This is a genomic window from Labrys sp. KB_33_2, from assembly GCF_052114505.1.
Taxonomy (GTDB): Bacteria; Pseudomonadota; Alphaproteobacteria; order Rhizobiales; family Labraceae; genus Labrys.
In genome coordinates this window covers 1-13,012 of record NZ_JBFREW010000016.1, presented here as the reverse complement: position 1 = coordinate 13,012, position 13,012 = coordinate 1, and the positions used below count along the sequence as shown (strand labels likewise).

The 13,012-nt window shown below is 61.4% G+C and carries 25 protein-coding genes and 1 pseudogene; all 26 read right to left on the bottom strand.

Features of this window, described 5'->3' with window-relative positions:
* Nucleotides 1–43: 43 nt before the first annotated feature.
* Nucleotides 44–436: a 30S ribosomal protein S11 gene (rpsK, locus tag AB4037_RS25690; protein ID WP_068292125.1), complete on the bottom strand. Its 393-nt coding sequence runs from the start codon at nucleotides 434–436 to the stop codon at nucleotides 44–46.
* 56 nt (nucleotides 437–492) lie between these two features.
* A complete protein-coding gene (gene rpsM / locus AB4037_RS25685) occupies nucleotides 493–861 on the bottom strand; it encodes a 30S ribosomal protein S13 (RefSeq protein ID WP_434956962.1) in 369 nt (122 codons plus the stop codon).
* A 218-nt stretch (nucleotides 862–1,079) separates the two neighbouring features.
* On the bottom strand, nucleotides 1,080–1,670 hold the full coding sequence (locus tag AB4037_RS25680; RefSeq protein ID WP_434956963.1) for an adenylate kinase: 591 nt from the start codon (nucleotides 1,668–1,670) through the stop codon (nucleotides 1,080–1,082).
* The gene (gene secY, locus AB4037_RS25675) at nucleotides 1,670–3,010 is read right to left on the bottom strand and encodes a preprotein translocase subunit SecY (protein ID WP_434956964.1); all 1,341 of its coding nucleotides are present in this window, start codon (nucleotides 3,008–3,010) and stop codon (nucleotides 1,670–1,672) included. The genes AB4037_RS25680 and secY overlap by 1 nt, the downstream gene beginning before the upstream one ends.
* Nucleotides 3,011–3,086: 76 nt before the next feature.
* Nucleotides 3,087–3,566, bottom strand: a complete 480-nt coding sequence (rplO, locus tag AB4037_RS25670) for a 50S ribosomal protein L15 (RefSeq protein ID WP_434956965.1) — start codon at nucleotides 3,564–3,566, stop codon at nucleotides 3,087–3,089.
* 12 nt (nucleotides 3,567–3,578) lie between these two features.
* Nucleotides 3,579–3,770: a 50S ribosomal protein L30 gene (rpmD, locus tag AB4037_RS25665; RefSeq protein WP_068292106.1), complete on the bottom strand. Its 192-nt coding sequence runs from the start codon at nucleotides 3,768–3,770 to the stop codon at nucleotides 3,579–3,581.
* 17 nt (nucleotides 3,771–3,787) lie between these two features.
* The gene (gene rpsE, locus AB4037_RS25660) at nucleotides 3,788–4,345 is read right to left on the bottom strand and encodes a 30S ribosomal protein S5 (protein WP_434956966.1); all 558 of its coding nucleotides are present in this window, start codon (nucleotides 4,343–4,345) and stop codon (nucleotides 3,788–3,790) included.
* A 12-nt stretch (nucleotides 4,346–4,357) separates the two neighbouring features.
* Nucleotides 4,358–4,720 (bottom strand): 50S ribosomal protein L18, encoded by a 363-nt coding sequence (gene rplR, locus AB4037_RS25655; RefSeq protein ID WP_434956967.1) that lies wholly within the window; start codon nucleotides 4,718–4,720, stop codon nucleotides 4,358–4,360.
* A 12-nt stretch (nucleotides 4,721–4,732) separates the two neighbouring features.
* Nucleotides 4,733–5,266, bottom strand: a complete 534-nt coding sequence (gene rplF / locus AB4037_RS25650; protein WP_434956968.1) for a 50S ribosomal protein L6 — start codon at nucleotides 5,264–5,266, stop codon at nucleotides 4,733–4,735.
* A gap of 17 nt (nucleotides 5,267–5,283) precedes the next feature.
* Nucleotides 5,284–5,682 carry a 30S ribosomal protein S8 gene (gene rpsH / locus AB4037_RS25645; RefSeq protein WP_068292097.1) on the bottom strand — a complete coding sequence of 133 codons (399 nt, stop codon included), beginning with the start codon at nucleotides 5,680–5,682 and terminating at the stop codon, nucleotides 5,284–5,286.
* Between the two features lie 12 nt (nucleotides 5,683–5,694).
* Entirely contained in the window at nucleotides 5,695–6,000 is a 306-nt protein-coding gene (gene rpsN / locus AB4037_RS25640) for a 30S ribosomal protein S14 (RefSeq protein ID WP_068292095.1), read from the bottom strand.
* 42 nt (nucleotides 6,001–6,042) lie between these two features.
* Nucleotides 6,043–6,630: a 50S ribosomal protein L5 gene (gene rplE / locus AB4037_RS25635; RefSeq protein WP_149254719.1), complete on the bottom strand. Its 588-nt coding sequence runs from the start codon at nucleotides 6,628–6,630 to the stop codon at nucleotides 6,043–6,045.
* Nucleotides 6,623–6,940, bottom strand: a complete 318-nt coding sequence (gene rplX / locus AB4037_RS25630; RefSeq protein WP_149254718.1) for a 50S ribosomal protein L24 — start codon at nucleotides 6,938–6,940, stop codon at nucleotides 6,623–6,625. Before rplX ends, rplE begins: the two co-directional genes overlap by 8 nt.
* A 1-nt stretch (nucleotide 6,941) precedes the next feature.
* A complete protein-coding gene (gene rplN / locus AB4037_RS25625; protein WP_149254717.1) occupies nucleotides 6,942–7,310 on the bottom strand; it encodes a 50S ribosomal protein L14 in 369 nt (122 codons plus the stop codon).
* Nucleotides 7,311–7,649: 339 nt separating this feature from the next.
* Entirely contained in the window at nucleotides 7,650–7,901 is a 252-nt protein-coding gene (rpsQ, locus tag AB4037_RS25620; RefSeq protein ID WP_149254716.1) for a 30S ribosomal protein S17, read from the bottom strand.
* A gap of 11 nt (nucleotides 7,902–7,912) precedes the next feature.
* Nucleotides 7,913–8,116, bottom strand: a complete 204-nt coding sequence (gene rpmC, locus AB4037_RS25615) for a 50S ribosomal protein L29 (RefSeq protein ID WP_149254715.1) — start codon at nucleotides 8,114–8,116, stop codon at nucleotides 7,913–7,915.
* Between the two features lie 10 nt (nucleotides 8,117–8,126).
* Complete coding sequence (rplP, locus tag AB4037_RS25610; protein ID WP_149254714.1) at nucleotides 8,127–8,540, bottom strand: 50S ribosomal protein L16; 414 nt, start codon at nucleotides 8,538–8,540, stop codon at nucleotides 8,127–8,129.
* 30 nt (nucleotides 8,541–8,570) lie between these two features.
* Nucleotides 8,571–9,281 (bottom strand): 30S ribosomal protein S3, encoded by a 711-nt coding sequence (rpsC, locus tag AB4037_RS25605; RefSeq protein ID WP_149254713.1) that lies wholly within the window; start codon nucleotides 9,279–9,281, stop codon nucleotides 8,571–8,573.
* Nucleotides 9,282–9,291: 10 nt separating this feature from the next.
* Nucleotides 9,292–9,672: a 50S ribosomal protein L22 gene (gene rplV / locus AB4037_RS25600; RefSeq protein WP_068292065.1), complete on the bottom strand. Its 381-nt coding sequence runs from the start codon at nucleotides 9,670–9,672 to the stop codon at nucleotides 9,292–9,294.
* Between the two features lie 3 nt (nucleotides 9,673–9,675).
* Nucleotides 9,676–9,954, bottom strand: a complete 279-nt coding sequence (rpsS, locus tag AB4037_RS25595; protein WP_068292063.1) for a 30S ribosomal protein S19 — start codon at nucleotides 9,952–9,954, stop codon at nucleotides 9,676–9,678.
* A gap of 11 nt (nucleotides 9,955–9,965) precedes the next feature.
* Nucleotides 9,966–10,799: a 50S ribosomal protein L2 gene (gene rplB / locus AB4037_RS25590; RefSeq protein WP_149254712.1), complete on the bottom strand. Its 834-nt coding sequence runs from the start codon at nucleotides 10,797–10,799 to the stop codon at nucleotides 9,966–9,968.
* Between the two features lie 28 nt (nucleotides 10,800–10,827).
* Nucleotides 10,828–11,124 carry a 50S ribosomal protein L23 gene (locus tag AB4037_RS25585; protein ID WP_434956969.1) on the bottom strand — a complete coding sequence of 99 codons (297 nt, stop codon included), beginning with the start codon at nucleotides 11,122–11,124 and terminating at the stop codon, nucleotides 10,828–10,830.
* Nucleotides 11,121–11,741: a 50S ribosomal protein L4 gene (gene rplD / locus AB4037_RS25580; RefSeq protein ID WP_149254710.1), complete on the bottom strand. Its 621-nt coding sequence runs from the start codon at nucleotides 11,739–11,741 to the stop codon at nucleotides 11,121–11,123. Before rplD ends, AB4037_RS25585 begins: the two co-directional genes overlap by 4 nt.
* 10 nt (nucleotides 11,742–11,751) lie before the next feature.
* Nucleotides 11,752–12,456 carry a 50S ribosomal protein L3 gene (gene rplC, locus AB4037_RS25575; protein WP_434956970.1) on the bottom strand — a complete coding sequence of 235 codons (705 nt, stop codon included), beginning with the start codon at nucleotides 12,454–12,456 and terminating at the stop codon, nucleotides 11,752–11,754.
* 31 nt (nucleotides 12,457–12,487) lie between these two features.
* Nucleotides 12,488–12,796, bottom strand: a complete 309-nt coding sequence (gene rpsJ, locus AB4037_RS25570) for a 30S ribosomal protein S10 (RefSeq protein WP_068292049.1) — start codon at nucleotides 12,794–12,796, stop codon at nucleotides 12,488–12,490.
* A 69-nt stretch (nucleotides 12,797–12,865) separates the two neighbouring features.
* Nucleotides 12,866–13,012, bottom strand: a pseudogene (tuf, locus tag AB4037_RS25565) (elongation factor Tu); the annotation flags it as partial.

Below are 13,012 nucleotides of genomic sequence, written 5' to 3'. Positions count from 1 at the left end.
CCGGCACGCTCGAATAGCGGCCGGGCCATCTCAAATCGCGAAATTAGACGCGACGACGCTTGCGCGGGCGGCAACCATTATGCGGAATTGGCGTCACGTCGCGGATCGACGTGATCGTGAAGCCCGACGCCTGCAAGGCGCGCAGAGCCGATTCACGACCCGAACCCGGACCAGAAACTTCAACTTCCAACGTGCGCATGCCATGCTCGCTGGCCTTACGGCCGGCATCTTCGGCGGCCATCTGCGCAGCATAGGGGGTCGACTTACGCGAGCCCTTGAAACCCATCGTTCCCGAGGAGGACCAGGCAATCGTGTTGCCTTGGGCGTCGGTGATGGTGATCATGGTGTTGTTGAAGCTCGAATTGACGTGAGCAACGCCAGAAACGATATTCTTGCGTTCGCGACGGCGAACGCGACCAGCGGCTTCTTTTGCCATAGTATGGATCCTTCAAGCGCGCCCGTTGTACCAGGCGCTCGGGATTGAATAAAAACTTACTTCTTCTTGCCGGCGATCGGCTTTGCCTTGCCCTTGCGGGTACGGGCATTGGTATGGGTGCGCTGGCCACGAACCGGCAGGCTGCGGCGATGACGCAGACCGCGATAGCAGCCCAGATCCATCAGACGCTTGATGTTCATCGCGACGTCACGACGAAGATCACCTTCCACGATGTAATCGCGGTCGATCGCCTCACGGATCTGCAGGACCTCCTGGTCCGACAGCTGGTGGACACGGCGCTCAGGCGCGATGCCGACCTTGGCAACGATCTCCTTGGCCTTGGCGGAGCCAATGCCGTGGATATATTGCAGCGCGATCTCGACGCGCTTGGCGGTGGGAATGTTGACACCAGCGATGCGGGCCAATTTCCGGTCTCCAAATCTTTGATCCGGCGTGAGGCCGAATATCAGTTCAATCATCGCCGGCGAACCGGCAGCGCAAAAACGAGCCGTTCGCTCTAACCGAGCGATCGACCCGCGCGTCTTTGACGTGAGAGCCGTCTTCTAGAGATTCTCTGCGAAGACGTCAACTCGTAAAGACAAACTTCATGCATATCGCCTCACGGCGTATGCGAAACGGCGAATCAGACCGAGACCGCCGACAGGGTAGCGTCGATCTCGCGAGTGACCTCGTCGATCGACTTCATCGCATCGACCGGACGAAGATCGCCGCTCTTGCGATAATAGTCAGACAGCGGCGCCGTCTGGGCACGATAAGCTTCAAGACGAGTCTTGAAAGCTTCCGCATTGTCGTCCGGGCGTACCTTCTCGCCGCGAGCGACCGTCTCGGCAGCCCGCTTTTCGATACGCGACAGCAGCACCGACTCGTCGACCACGAACTCGATCACGGCGTCGAGACGCAAACCCTTCTCCGCCAACATCTTGTCGAGGGCCGAAGCCTGCGCCACGGTGCGCGGGAAACCATCGAGGATGAAGCCATTGGCCGCGTCCTTCTCCTCGATGCGGTCGGCGACGATGCCGACGACGATGTCATCCGACACCAGTCCGCCGGAATCCATGACGGCCTTGGCCTTAAGCCCAACCGGCGTACCGGCCTGCACGGCCGCGCGCAGCATGTCACCCGTCGAAAGCTGCGGAATGCCATGCTTTTCCGACAGTCTGACGGCCTGGGTTCCCTTGCCCGCCCCCGGCGGACCCAGCAGAATGAGCTTCATCAGCGACGGCTCCCCTTCAGCTTGGTCTTGCGTACCAGCCCTTCATACTGATGGGCAAGTAGATGGCCATGAATCTGGGCCAGCGTGTCCATCGAAACACTCACCGTAATGAGCAGCGAGGTACCGCCCAGCACGAAGGGAATCGAGGGGACCAGGTAATTCTGGATCTCCGGCACCATGCAGACCAGCGCAATATAGATCGCGCCGACCACGGTGATACGCGTGAGCACATAGTCGATGAACTTGGCGGTGTTCTCGCCCGGACGGATGCCGGGAATGAAGCCGCCGTGCTTCTTGAGATTGTCGGCCGTCTCGGTCGGGTTGAACACGATGGCCGTATAGAAGAAGCAGAAGAACACGATCAGCAGTGCGTACAGCACCATGAACAGCGGCTTGCCGTGATTGAGATAGATCGAGACATTCGCCAACCAGGAGTTGGGATTGCCCTGTGCCACGAAAGCGGCAGCCGTGGTCGGCAGCAGCAACAGCGACGAAGCGAAGATCGGCGGGATCACGCCCGACGTATTCAGCTTCAGCGGCAGATGCGAGGACTGGCCTTCATAGAGACGATTGCCGACCTGGCGTTTGGGATATTGGATCAGCAGGCGACGCTGTGCCCGCTCGAAGAACACGATGGCCAGCACCACGGCAACCGCGACGACGATCGACATCAGCAGCGTCACCGGCGACATGCCGCCCGTGCGCGCCAGATCGAGCATCTGGCCAAGATGAGCCGGGAACTCGGCGACGATGCCGGCCTGGATGATCAGGGACGTACCGTTGCCGATGCCGCGCGAGGTGATCTGCTCGCCGAGCCACAGCAGGAACATGGTGCCGCCGACCAGCGTGATGGTGGTCGAGATCTTGAAGAACAGCCCGGGCGCGAGCACGATGCCCCCCTGCCCGCCTTCCAGACCGATGGCAATGCCCCAGGCCTGCGCCGTCGCCAGCACCACCGTGAGGTAGCGCGTGTACTGGTTCATGATCTTGCGGCCGGCCTCGCCCTCTTTCTTGAGGGCCTCGAGCTGCGGCACGACAGTGGTCAGCAGCTGGATGATGATCGAGGCGGAAATGTAGGGCATGATCGCGAGCGCGAAGATCGCCATACGCGAAACGGCGCCGCCCGAGAACATGTTGAAGAGGCCGAGAATACCACCGGCCTGACCGTCGAAGGCAGACTTATAGGCATCGGGGTTGATTCCGGGCAGCGGGATATAGGTACCCAGCCTGTAGATGACCAACGCGCCAAGCGTAAACCAGATACGCTTCTTGAGTTCGTCAGCCTTGGAGAACGAACTCCAATTGATGCTCGCAGCAAGCTGCTCGGCCGCCGATGCCATGTGGTGCTCCGCCGTGTCGAAAGCGCGCCAAAAAAGGTGCGGCCCGCCAGACGAGGCGGGCCGCTTTCATATAGGATCAGGCTTCCGCCTTTGCCACAGCCTTCAGCACCTTGACCGAGCCGCCAGCCTTCTCGACCGCAGCCACGGCGCCCTTGGTCGCACCGGCGACTTCGAAGGCGAGCTTGGCCTTGATCTCGCCGCGGCCCAGCAGGCGCACGCCGTCAAGAACACGACGGATCACGCCAGCCTGCACCAGAGCCTCGGCGGTGACCGGAGCCTTGGCGTCGAGCTTGCCGGCGTCGACGGCGACCTGGATACGGTCGAGGTTCACCTCGGCGAAGTCCAGGGCAAAGATGTTGTTGAAGCCACGCTTGGGCAGGCGGCGATGCAGCGGCATCTGACCACCTTCGAAGCCCTTGATGGCGACACCGGTGCGCGAGGTCTGACCCTTGACGCCACGGCCGCCGGTCTTGCCCTTGCCAGAGCCGATACCGCGTCCGACGCGCATACGGGCCTTGGTCGCGCCTTCATTGTCGCGAAGATCGTTGAGTTTCATCGTCGCGTCTCCTTACTCGGCCTCGACCACGCGGACGAGGTGGCCGAGCTTGGCGATCATGCCACGCACGGCCGGCGTATCTTCCAGCGTGCTCTTGCGGCGGATCTTGTTAAGGCCCAGGCCGACGAGGGTCGCGCGCTGGTCCGAGGTGCGGCGGATCGGGCTACCGATCTGCTCGACCGTAACGGTCTTGGTCTTAGCCATCGCTCATCCCTCTCCGATCAGTCCGTCGACTCGGCGTCGATACCCTGACGCCGGTTCTGGATCTGCGACACCTTGAGGCTGCGACGAGCTGCGACCGAACGCGGGCTGTCCTCATGCTTCAGGGCGTCGAAAGTGGCACGCACCAGGTTGTAGGGGTTGGACGACCCCAGCGACTTGGCGACGACGTCATGCATGCCGAGCGATTCGAACACAGCGCGCATCGGGCCGCCGGCGATGATGCCGGTACCGGCCGGTGCAGCGCGCAGAATGACCTTGCCGGCGCCATGACGACCATTGACGTCATGATGCAGGGTACGGCCTTCGCGCAGCGACACACGCACCAAACCACGCTTGGCCTGGTCGGTCGCCTTGCGGATGGCTTCCGGCACTTCGCGAGCCTTGCCATGGCCGAAGCCGACGCGGCCCTTCTGGTCACCAACGACGACGAGCGCCGCAAAACCGAAGCGCTTGCCGCCCTTCACCACCTTGGCAACGCGGTTAATGTGGACTAGGCGGTCCACGAACTCGCTGTCGCGCTCTTCGCGCTGACGATCACGTTCACGTTCACGAGCCATAGAATCCGTTCCTTAGAAGTTGAGGCCGCTTTCGCGGGCCGCATCGGCGAGCGCTTTGACACGCCCGTGGAAGATGTAGCCGCCGCGATCGAAAAAGACGTCCTTGACGCCCTTGGCAACCGCACGCTCACCGAGGAGCTTGCCGATTACCTTCGCGGCCTCGATGTCGGCACCCGTCTTCAAGCTGCCGCGCAGATCCTTTTCAAGCGTCGATGCAGAAACCAGCGTGCTGCCGTTTGCATCGTCGATGACCTGTGCGTAGATGTGCTTGGAAGAGCGGAAAACCGAGAGGCGCGGCCGTCCGTTCGCCACCGAGCGCAGCTGCCGGCGGACACGCGCCTTGCGGCGCTCAAGAGCTTGCCTTGCATTTGCCATTGATTGGCTCCGTTACTTCTTCTTGCCTTCCTTGCGGAAGATGAATTCGCCAGCATACTTGACACCCTTGCCCTTATAGGGCTCGGGGCCGCGATATTCGCGGATCTCAGCCGCGACCTGGCCGACCTTCTGCTTGTCGATACCCGACACGACGATTTCCGTCGGCTTGGGCGTCACCACGGTGATGCCTTCCGGAATCGGATAGTCGACGTCATGCGAATAGCCGAGCGACAGCTTGACGACCTTGCCAGCAACGGCGGCCTTGTAGCCGACGCCGTTGATCTCAAGACGCTTCTCGAAGCCCTGAGTCACGCCCACCAGGATGTTCGACACCATGGTGCGGGACATGCCCCACTGGGAGCGAGCGAGCTTGGAATCGTCCTTCGGGTCGACCTTGAATGCACCGTCCTTGAACTCAACCGAGATGAGATCGGGAACGGTGAAGCTGAGTTCGCCCTTCGGGCCCTTGGCCTTGACGGTCTGACCATCCAGGCTGGGGGTGACGCCGGCGGGAACGGCAACCGGCTTCTTACCGATACGAGACATACTATTTCTCCTCCGGCTCAGAATACGGTGCAGATCACTTCGCCGCCGACATTGGATTCACGGGCCTGATGATCGGCCATGACACCACGCGGGGTCGAAACGATGGACACGCCCAGTCCGTTGGCGACGCGCGGAATGTCCTTGACGGACACGTAGACGCGGCGGCCGGGCTTGGAGACGCGGGCGATCTCACGGATCACCGGTGCGCCATCATAATACTTCAACTCGATCTCGAATTCGCTGCGGCCGTTGCCGAAATCGGTAACGGTGTAGTTGCGGATATAGCCTTCCGCCTGCAGCACATCGAGAACGCGAGCGCGCTGGCCGGAACCGGGCGTCGAAACGCTGGTCTTGCGGCGCATTTGCGCGTTACGGATACGGGTCAGCATATCGCCGACAGGATCATTGATCGCCATGACGATATCTCCTCACCAGCTCGACTTCACGAGGCCGGGAACCAGCCCCTTGGAACCGAGTTCGCGCAAAGCAATACGCGACATCTTCAGCTTACGGTAAACGGCGCGCGGACGGCCGGTCACTTCGCAACGGTTGCGCACGCGTTCCTTGGCGGAGTTGCGCGGCAATTCCGAGAGCTTCAGACGAGCGGTGAAGCGCTCTTCCATCGACAACGATTCATCATTGGCGATGGCCTTCAAGCGGGAGCGACGGCCAGCGTACTGCTTGGCAAGCTTCTCGCGGCGCTTGTTCTTCTCAATCGAACTTTTCTTAGCCATGTAGGTCTCCAACGTTCCGCGTTTGAGGGCGGATCAACCGCCTCACTGCCGGAAGGGGAAGTTCATCAACTTCAGAAGCGCACGCGCCTCGTCATCGCTCTTGGCCGTGGTGCAGACGACGATGTCCATACCCCAAACCTGATCGACCTTGTCGTAGTTGATCTCGGGGAACACGATGTGTTCCTTGAAGCCCATGGCATAGTTGCCACGGCCATCGAAGCTCTTCGGGTTGAGGCCACGGAAGTCGCGAACGCGCGGCAGCGCGATCGTCACCAGGCGATCGAAGAACTCATACATGCGGGTCTTGCGAAGGGTCACCTTCGCGCCGATCGGCATGTTCTCACGCACCTTGAACTGCGAGATCGCCTTGCGAGCCCGCGTGATCACCGGCTTCTGACCCGCGATCAAAGCGAGGTCGGCGGCCGCAACGGTGACCTTCTTGGTATCGGCGGTGGCTTCGCCCACGCCCATGTTCAGCACGATCTTGGAGATCGTGGGAACTTCCATCGGGTTCTTGTAGCCGAACTGCTTGATCAGCTCAGGACGAACCACATCATTGTAATAGGCCTTCAGACGCGGCGAATAGGCATCGCCATTCGCGGTCTCGGCTGCGGCTGGGGACTTAGCCATCGATCTGCTCTCCCGAACGCTTGGCGACACGAACCTTCTTGCCGCCATCGAGAACCTTGAAACCAACGCGGGTCGGCTTGCCATCCTTGGGATCGGCAATGGCAACATTCGACAGGTGGATCGGCGCTTCCTTCGAAATCACGCCGCCTTCCTGGCTCGCAGTCTGGCGCTGATGGCGACGGACGACGTTCACGCCGCGGATGATCGCACGGTTCTCTTCCGGGAAAACCTGGATCACTTCACCGACACGGCCCTTGGAACGGCCGGTCATGACGACGACCTTGTCGCCCTTCTTGATCTTAGCGGCCATGTTACAACACCTCCGGGGCCAAAGAGATGATCTTCATGTGGTTCTTGGCGCGCAGCTCGCGCGGAACCGGCCCGAAGATGCGGGTGCCGATCGGCTCTTTCTGATTGTTGATCAGCACGGCCGCATTGCGGTCGAAACGGATCACGGAGCCATCGGGACGACGGATGTCCTTGGCCGTACGTACGACCACGGCCTTCATCACATCACCCTTCTTGACGCGCCCGCGCGGAATGGCTTCCTTGATCGACACCACGATGATGTCGCCGACGGAGGCATATTTCCGCTTCGAGCCGCCCAAAACCTTGATGCACATCACGCGTCGGGCACCTGAATTGTCCGCGACGTCGAGATTCGATTGCATCTGAATCATGACGTACCCTCTTATTCTTCGCAGGCTGGTATCCGCTCACGGCGGACCCGGCCCAACCTCGGGTTTGGCGGCAGGATCGCAACCCAACCGCCGTGAAGTTCTCCACCTGCTCGGCTTTGAACCCACTTCGCCAACCTCACGGCCGGCAAATCATTTCACAAGCACGAAAGCGCGGCCAAGGCGGTGGAGACCTCCACCCCTTTCGCCAACGCTCCAGGAAAGCCGGTCTTCTAGCGATTCCTTCGTCCAACCACAAGCACAAAGCCGGCTTCCGCCGGCTTTTATTTTCACCGTGGTGGTGCGAAGGCGCAGAAAACGCCCCCCTCCCCGGCCTGACGATCAGGCCTTGGCTGCTTCCGCCGCCTGGTCGACGACGACCCAGCGCTTCAGCTTGGACATCGGGCGACCTTCTTCGATCCACACGATATCACCGACCTTGTGGCCGTTGCCCTCGTCATGAGCATGGTAATTCTTGGTGCGACGCACCGTCTTCTTCAGCAGCGGATGGGTGAAGCGGCGCTCCACCTTCACCACAATCGTCTTATCGTTCTTGTCAGAGACGACGACGCCTTGCAGGACGCGCTTGGGCATAAACTATCTCCTCAAGCCTTGGCTTTGGTCGCGGCCTTCTGGCTCTGAACCGTCTTGATCTTGGCGATGGTGCGACGGACTTTGCGCACTTCTGCCGTGTTTTCGAGCTGACCGGTGGCCTTCTGGAAGCGCATGTTGAACTGCGACTTCTTCTGCTTGGCGAGTTCATCGGCAAGCTGGTCGTCGGACAGCACCCTGATGTCAGTGGTCTTCATGGTGTTTTCCTCACTCGGCGATGCGCTGGACGAAGCGGGTCTTGATCGGCAGCTTGGCGGCAGCGAGCGTCAGGGCGGAGCGAGCGATTTCCTCGCTCACGCCGTCCAGTTCGAACATGATGCGACCCGGCTTGACGCGGGCGACCCAATGATCGGGAGCACCCTTGCCTTTACCCATGCGCACCTCAGCCGGCTTCGCCGAAACCGGCACGTCCGGGAACATGCGGATCCACACGCGACCCTGACGCTTCATTTCGCGGGTGATCGCACGACGAGCGGCTTCGATCTGACGCGCGGTGATACGTTCGGGCTCAAGAGCCTTCAGGCCGAACTGGCCGAAGTTCAGGAGCGCGCCCGAGGAGGCCACACCGTGAATGCGGCCCTTGAACTGCTTACGGAATTTAGTGCGCTTGGGTTGCAACATGGTTCTATTCTCTCAGATCCCCGCAGCCGCTCAAGCAGCTTCGTGACGGGGGCGCGAAGACGAACGGCCGGTGTCGGCCTCCGCCAGGCGCTTGTCCTGGGCCATCGGATCATGCTCGAGGATTTCACCCTTGAAGATCCAGACCTTGATGCCGCACGTACCGAAGGTGGTGAACGCCGTCGCCGTGCCGTAATCGACATCGGCCCGCAGCGTATGCAGCGGCACGCGACCTTCGCGGTACCACTCCAGACGCGCGATTTCGGCGCCACCCAGACGGCCCGAGCAATTGATACGAATGCCCTCGGCGCCCAGACGCATAGCCGACTGAACGGCACGCTTCATGGCACGACGGAACGCAACGCGACGCTCGAGCTGCTGCGCGATGGAGTCGGCAACCAGGGTCGCATCCACTTCCGGCTTGCGCACTTCAACGATGTTGATGTGCACTTCCGAGGTGGTGAGCTTCGACACGGCCTTCTTCAGCTTGTCGATGTCAGCGCCCTTCTTGCCGATCACGATGCCCGGACGAGCCGAGTAGATCGTGACGCGGCACTTGCGGTGCGGACGCTCGATGACGATGCGCGACACCGCGGCCTGCTTCAGGAGCTTCATCAGCGCCTGACGGATCGCAATATCTTCGTGCAGCAGCTTGCCATATTCGCCCTTGTTGGCGAACCAGCGGGAATCCCAGGTCCGGTTGATGCCCAGACGCAGGCCGATCGGATTAACTTTCTGTCCCATCGCTTGCTCCTTACGCCTTGGCTTCGACCTGGCGGACAACGACCGTCAGGTTGGAGAAGGGCTTCTCGATGCGCCCTGCCCGGCCACGGGCACGAGCGTGGAAACGCTTGATGACGAAGGCCTTGCCGACATAGGCTTCGGAGACGATCAGATCGTCTACGTCGAGGCCATGATTGTTCTCGGCATTGGCGATGGCGCTCTGCAGCGTCTTCTTCACGTCGGTGGCGATACGCTTGCGCGAGAAGGTCAGGTCGGCCAGAGCCGAGTCCACCTTCTTGCCGCGGATCAGCGACGCGACGAGATTGAGCTTCTGCGGCGAAACGCGCAGCATGCGCGCAACCGCCTTCGCCTCGTTGTCAGGCAGGGCCCGTTCGGACTTCGGCTTGCCCATCGTTTACTTCCTCTTCGACTTCTTGTCCGCCGCGTGACCATAGAAGGTCCGGGTCGGAGCAAATTCGCCGAGCTTCATGCCAACCATGTCTTCGGTCACCTGAACCGGAACATGCTTCTGGCCGTTGTAGACGCCAAAAGTCACACCGATGAAGTGCGGCAGAATGGTGGAGCGGCGGCTCCAGGTCTTGATGACTTCGCTACGGCCGGAGCCGCGCGCGGCATCCGCCTTTTTCAGGAGGTACCCGTCAACAAACGGGCCTTTCCAGACTGAGCGGGACACGTGTGGTCTCCTTACTTCTTCTTAGCGTGACGGGACGAGACGATGAACTTGTTCGTCGCCTTGTTCGAACGCGTCTTCTTGCCCTTGGTCGGCTTGCCCCAAGGCGTGACGGGGTGACGACCACCGGAGGTACGGCCTTCGCCGCCACCATGGGGATGGTCGATCGGATTCATGGCAACGCCGCGGACGGACGGCTTGATGCCGAGCCAACGCGAACGACCCGCCTTACCGAGCGAGATGTTCATGTGGTCCGGGTTCGACACCGCACCCACCGTGGCAAAGCAGCTCGACAGAACCAGGCGCTGCTCGCCCGAGTTCAGGCGCAGGATGACATAGGCGCCATCGCGGCCGGCGATCTGGGCATAGCTGCCGGCGGAACGAGCCACCGAGCCACCACGGCCGAGCTTGAGCTCGACATTGTGGACGATGGTGCCAACCGGCATCGCAGACATCGGCATGGCATTGCCAGGCTTCACGTCGGCCGAAGCAGCCGCGATCACCTTGTCGCCGACAGCCAGACGCTGCGGAGCCAGGATGTAGGCCTTCTCGCCATCGGTATAGTCGATGAGCGCGATGAAGGCCGTGCGGTTGGGATCATATTCGATCCGCTCGACCGTACCCTCGACATCAAGCTTACGGCGCTTGAAATCGATGATGCGGTAGGCGCGCTTGTGCCCGCCCGACTTGCGGAACGAGGTGATGCGGCCCGTATTGTTGCGGCCACCCGACTTGGTCAGGCCTTCGGTCAAGGTCTTGACCGGTGCGCCCTTGTAGAGGGCGGAACGGTCGACCAGCACGAGCTGGCGCAGGCCCGGCGTAACCGGCTTGTATTTCCTGAGAGCCATTGGTCTCTCTCCCTTTCCGGCCCGCGCCTCAGAGGCCTGTCGTCACGTCGATCGTGTGGCCTTCGGCCAGGGTCACGATCGCACGCTTGACATCGCTCTGAGTGCCCAGAATGCCCTTGAAACGCTTGGTCTTGCCCTTGCGAACGAGCGTGTTGACGCCCATCACCTTGACATTGAACAGCTTTTCGACGGCGGCTTTGATCTGCGGCTTGGTCGCATCCGGAGAAACCCGGAACACCACCTGGTTATGCTCTGAGTGAGCGGTCGCCTTCTCGGTGATCACCGGCGACACGATCACGTCGTAATGCCTGACATCGGTGCTCATTTGAAGCGCGCCTCCAGCGCATCGACAGCCGCCTTGGTCAGCACGAGGCTGTCACGGCGGAGAATGTCGTAGACGTTGATGCCCTGAACCGGCAGCACATCCACGTTTGGAATGTTGCGGGCGGCCAGCGCGAAGTTCTGGTCGAGTTCGGCGCCATCGATGATCAGCACATTGGCCAAGCCACGCTTGCCGAAGGTGTCCTTCAGCGCCTTGGTCTTGATCACTTCGGCGACGGCCTTGTCGACGATGATCAGCTGCTGCGTTTTCGCTTTGGACGAAAGCGCATGCTTGAGGCCGAGAGCGCGAACCTTCTTGGGCAGGTCGTGGGCGTGGGAACGCACGACCGGACCGAAGGCGCGGCCACCGCCACGGAACTGCGGAGCCGAGGCTGCACCGTGACGAGCACCACCGGTGCCCTTCTGCTTGTACAGCTTCTTCTTGGTCCGGTTGATTTCGGACCGGCCCAGCGTCTTGTGCGTACCGGCCTGGCGCTTGGCCAGCTGCCAGCGCACGACGCGCTGCAGGATGTCGGTGCGCGGCTCGAGACCGAAGATCTCGTCCGACAGCGTGACAGAACCGGCTTCGGAGCCTTCGAGAGTGGTAATTGCGAGTTTCATCGGCTCCTCCTCACTCGCCAGCAGCTGCGGCTGCAGCTTCAGGCAAGCGGAATGCGCCGGGCTTCGGCGCTGCTTCCGGCAGCTGCTTCTTCACGGCGTCGCGCACCAGGATCCAGCCGCCCTTGGCGCCGGGAACGGCACCCTCGACCAGGATCAAGCCACGCTCGACGTCGGTGCGCACGACCTTGAGGTTCAAGGTGGTGATGCGCTCGTCACCCATGTGACCCGCCATCTTCTTGCCGGCGAACGTCTTGCCCGGATCCTGCCGCTGACCGGTCGAACCATGGGCACGATGCGTGATCGAGTTACCATGGCTGGCGCGGTGGCCGGCAAAGTTCCAGCGCTTCATCGAACCGGCAAAACCCTTGCCGATCGAAGTACCGGTGACGTCGACGAACTGGCCGGGGACGAAGTGGTCCGCGGTGATCGTTGCGCCAACCGGAATCAGGTCGCTTTCCGGTACGCGGAATTCGACGACCTTACGCTTGGGCTCCACGTTGGCAACAGCGAAGTGGCCGCGCTGCGCCCTGGTCGTGTTCTTGACCTTGGCGAGGCCGGCACCGAGCTGAAGCGCGGTATAGCCGTTCTTATCGTTAGTCCTGTGAGCGACGACCTGGCAATCGTCGATACGGAGAACCGTGACCGGGACATGCTCGCCAGCGTCGTTATAGACGCGGCTCATGCCGATCTTCTGTGCAATGACACCAGAACGCATGGCGTTCGTTCCTAAGCCTAGAGGAGCCTGATCAGAGCTTGATCTCGACGTCCACGCCTGCGGCGAGGTCGAGCTTCATGAGCGCGTCCACGGTCTGCGGGGTGGGGTCTACGATGTCGAGCAGGCGCTTATGGGTGCGCATCTCGAATTGCTCACGCGATTTCTTGTCCACGTGCGGCGAGCGGTTCACCGTGTATTTTTCGATCCGCGTTGGCAGCGGGATCGGTCCGCGGACGGCGGCGCCAGTGCGCTTGGCCGTCGATACGATCTCGCGGGTCGACGTATCGAGAATACGATGGTCGAACGCCTTGAGACGGATGCGGATGTTCTGGCCGTTCATTGCCCTGACTCCGAAAATTAAATGGCGCGCCGCTCAACGGCGCGCCGAAAGACGCGCGTTGATGAGCTCTTATTCGATGATTGCGGCGACGACGCCGGCGCCGACGGTACGACCGCCTTCACGGATGGCGAAGCGCAGCTTCTCTTCCATGGCGATCGGCACGATCAGGTTCACTTCCATGGCGATGTTGTCGCCAGGCATCACCATCTCCGTACC

Coding starts and splice junctions, on each gene's coding strand:
- rpsK (WP_068292125.1), bottom strand. CDS start 436: ATGGCAAAAGAAGCCGCTGGTCGCGTTCGCCGTCGCGAACGCAAGAAT.
- AB4037_RS25680 (WP_434956963.1), bottom strand. CDS start 1,670: ATGAAGCTCATTCTGCTGGGTCCGCCGGGGGCGGGCAAGGGAACCCAG.
- secY (WP_434956964.1), bottom strand. CDS start 3,010: ATGGCATCGGCGGCCGAGCAGCTTGCTGCGAGCATCAATTGGAGTTCG.
- rplO (WP_434956965.1), bottom strand. CDS start 3,566: ATGAAACTCAACGATCTTCGCGACAATGAAGGCGCGACCAAGGCCCGT.
- rpmD (WP_068292106.1), bottom strand. CDS start 3,770: ATGGCTAAGACCAAGACCGTTACGGTCGAGCAGATCGGTAGCCCGATC.
- rpsE (WP_434956966.1), bottom strand. CDS start 4,345: ATGGCTCGTGAACGTGAACGTGATCGTCAGCGCGAAGAGCGCGACAGC.
- rplR (WP_434956967.1), bottom strand. CDS start 4,720: ATGGCAAATGCAAGGCAAGCTCTTGAGCGCCGCAAGGCGCGTGTCCGC.
- rplF (WP_434956968.1), bottom strand. CDS start 5,266: ATGTCTCGTATCGGTAAGAAGCCGGTTGCCGTTCCCGCCGGCGTCACC.
- rpsH (WP_068292097.1), bottom strand. CDS start 5,682: ATGGCGATCAATGATCCTGTCGGCGATATGCTGACCCGTATCCGTAAC.
- rpsN (WP_068292095.1), bottom strand. CDS start 6,000: ATGGCTAAGAAAAGTTCGATTGAGAAGAACAAGCGCCGCGAGAAGCTT.
- rplE (WP_149254719.1), bottom strand. CDS start 6,630: ATGGCTAAGTCCCCAGCCGCAGCCGAGACCGCGAATGGCGATGCCTAT.
- rplX (WP_149254718.1), bottom strand. CDS start 6,940: ATGGCCGCTAAGATCAAGAAGGGCGACAAGGTCGTCGTCATGACCGGC.
- rplN (WP_149254717.1), bottom strand. CDS start 7,310: ATGATTCAGATGCAATCGAATCTCGACGTCGCGGACAATTCAGGTGCC.
- rpsQ (WP_149254716.1), bottom strand. CDS start 7,901: ATGCCCAAGCGCGTCCTGCAAGGCGTCGTCGTCTCTGACAAGAACGAT.
- rpmC (WP_149254715.1), bottom strand. CDS start 8,116: ATGAAGACCACTGACATCAGGGTGCTGTCCGACGACCAGCTTGCCGAT.
- rplP (WP_149254714.1), bottom strand. CDS start 8,540: ATGTTGCAACCCAAGCGCACTAAATTCCGTAAGCAGTTCAAGGGCCGC.
- rpsC (WP_149254713.1), bottom strand. CDS start 9,281: ATGGGACAGAAAGTTAATCCGATCGGCCTGCGTCTGGGCATCAACCGG.
- rplV (WP_068292065.1), bottom strand. CDS start 9,672: ATGGGCAAGCCGAAGTCCGAACGGGCCCTGCCTGACAACGAGGCGAAG.
- rplB (WP_149254712.1), bottom strand. CDS start 10,799: ATGGCTCTCAGGAAATACAAGCCGGTTACGCCGGGCCTGCGCCAGCTC.
- AB4037_RS25585 (WP_434956969.1), bottom strand. CDS start 11,124: ATGAGCACCGATGTCAGGCATTACGACGTGATCGTGTCGCCGGTGATC.
- rplD (WP_149254710.1), bottom strand. CDS start 11,741: ATGAAACTCGCAATTACCACTCTCGAAGGCTCCGAAGCCGGTTCTGTC.
- rplC (WP_434956970.1), bottom strand. CDS start 12,456: ATGCGTTCTGGTGTCATTGCACAGAAGATCGGCATGAGCCGCGTCTAT.
- rpsJ (WP_068292049.1), bottom strand. CDS start 12,796: ATGAACGGCCAGAACATCCGCATCCGTCTCAAGGCGTTCGACCATCGT.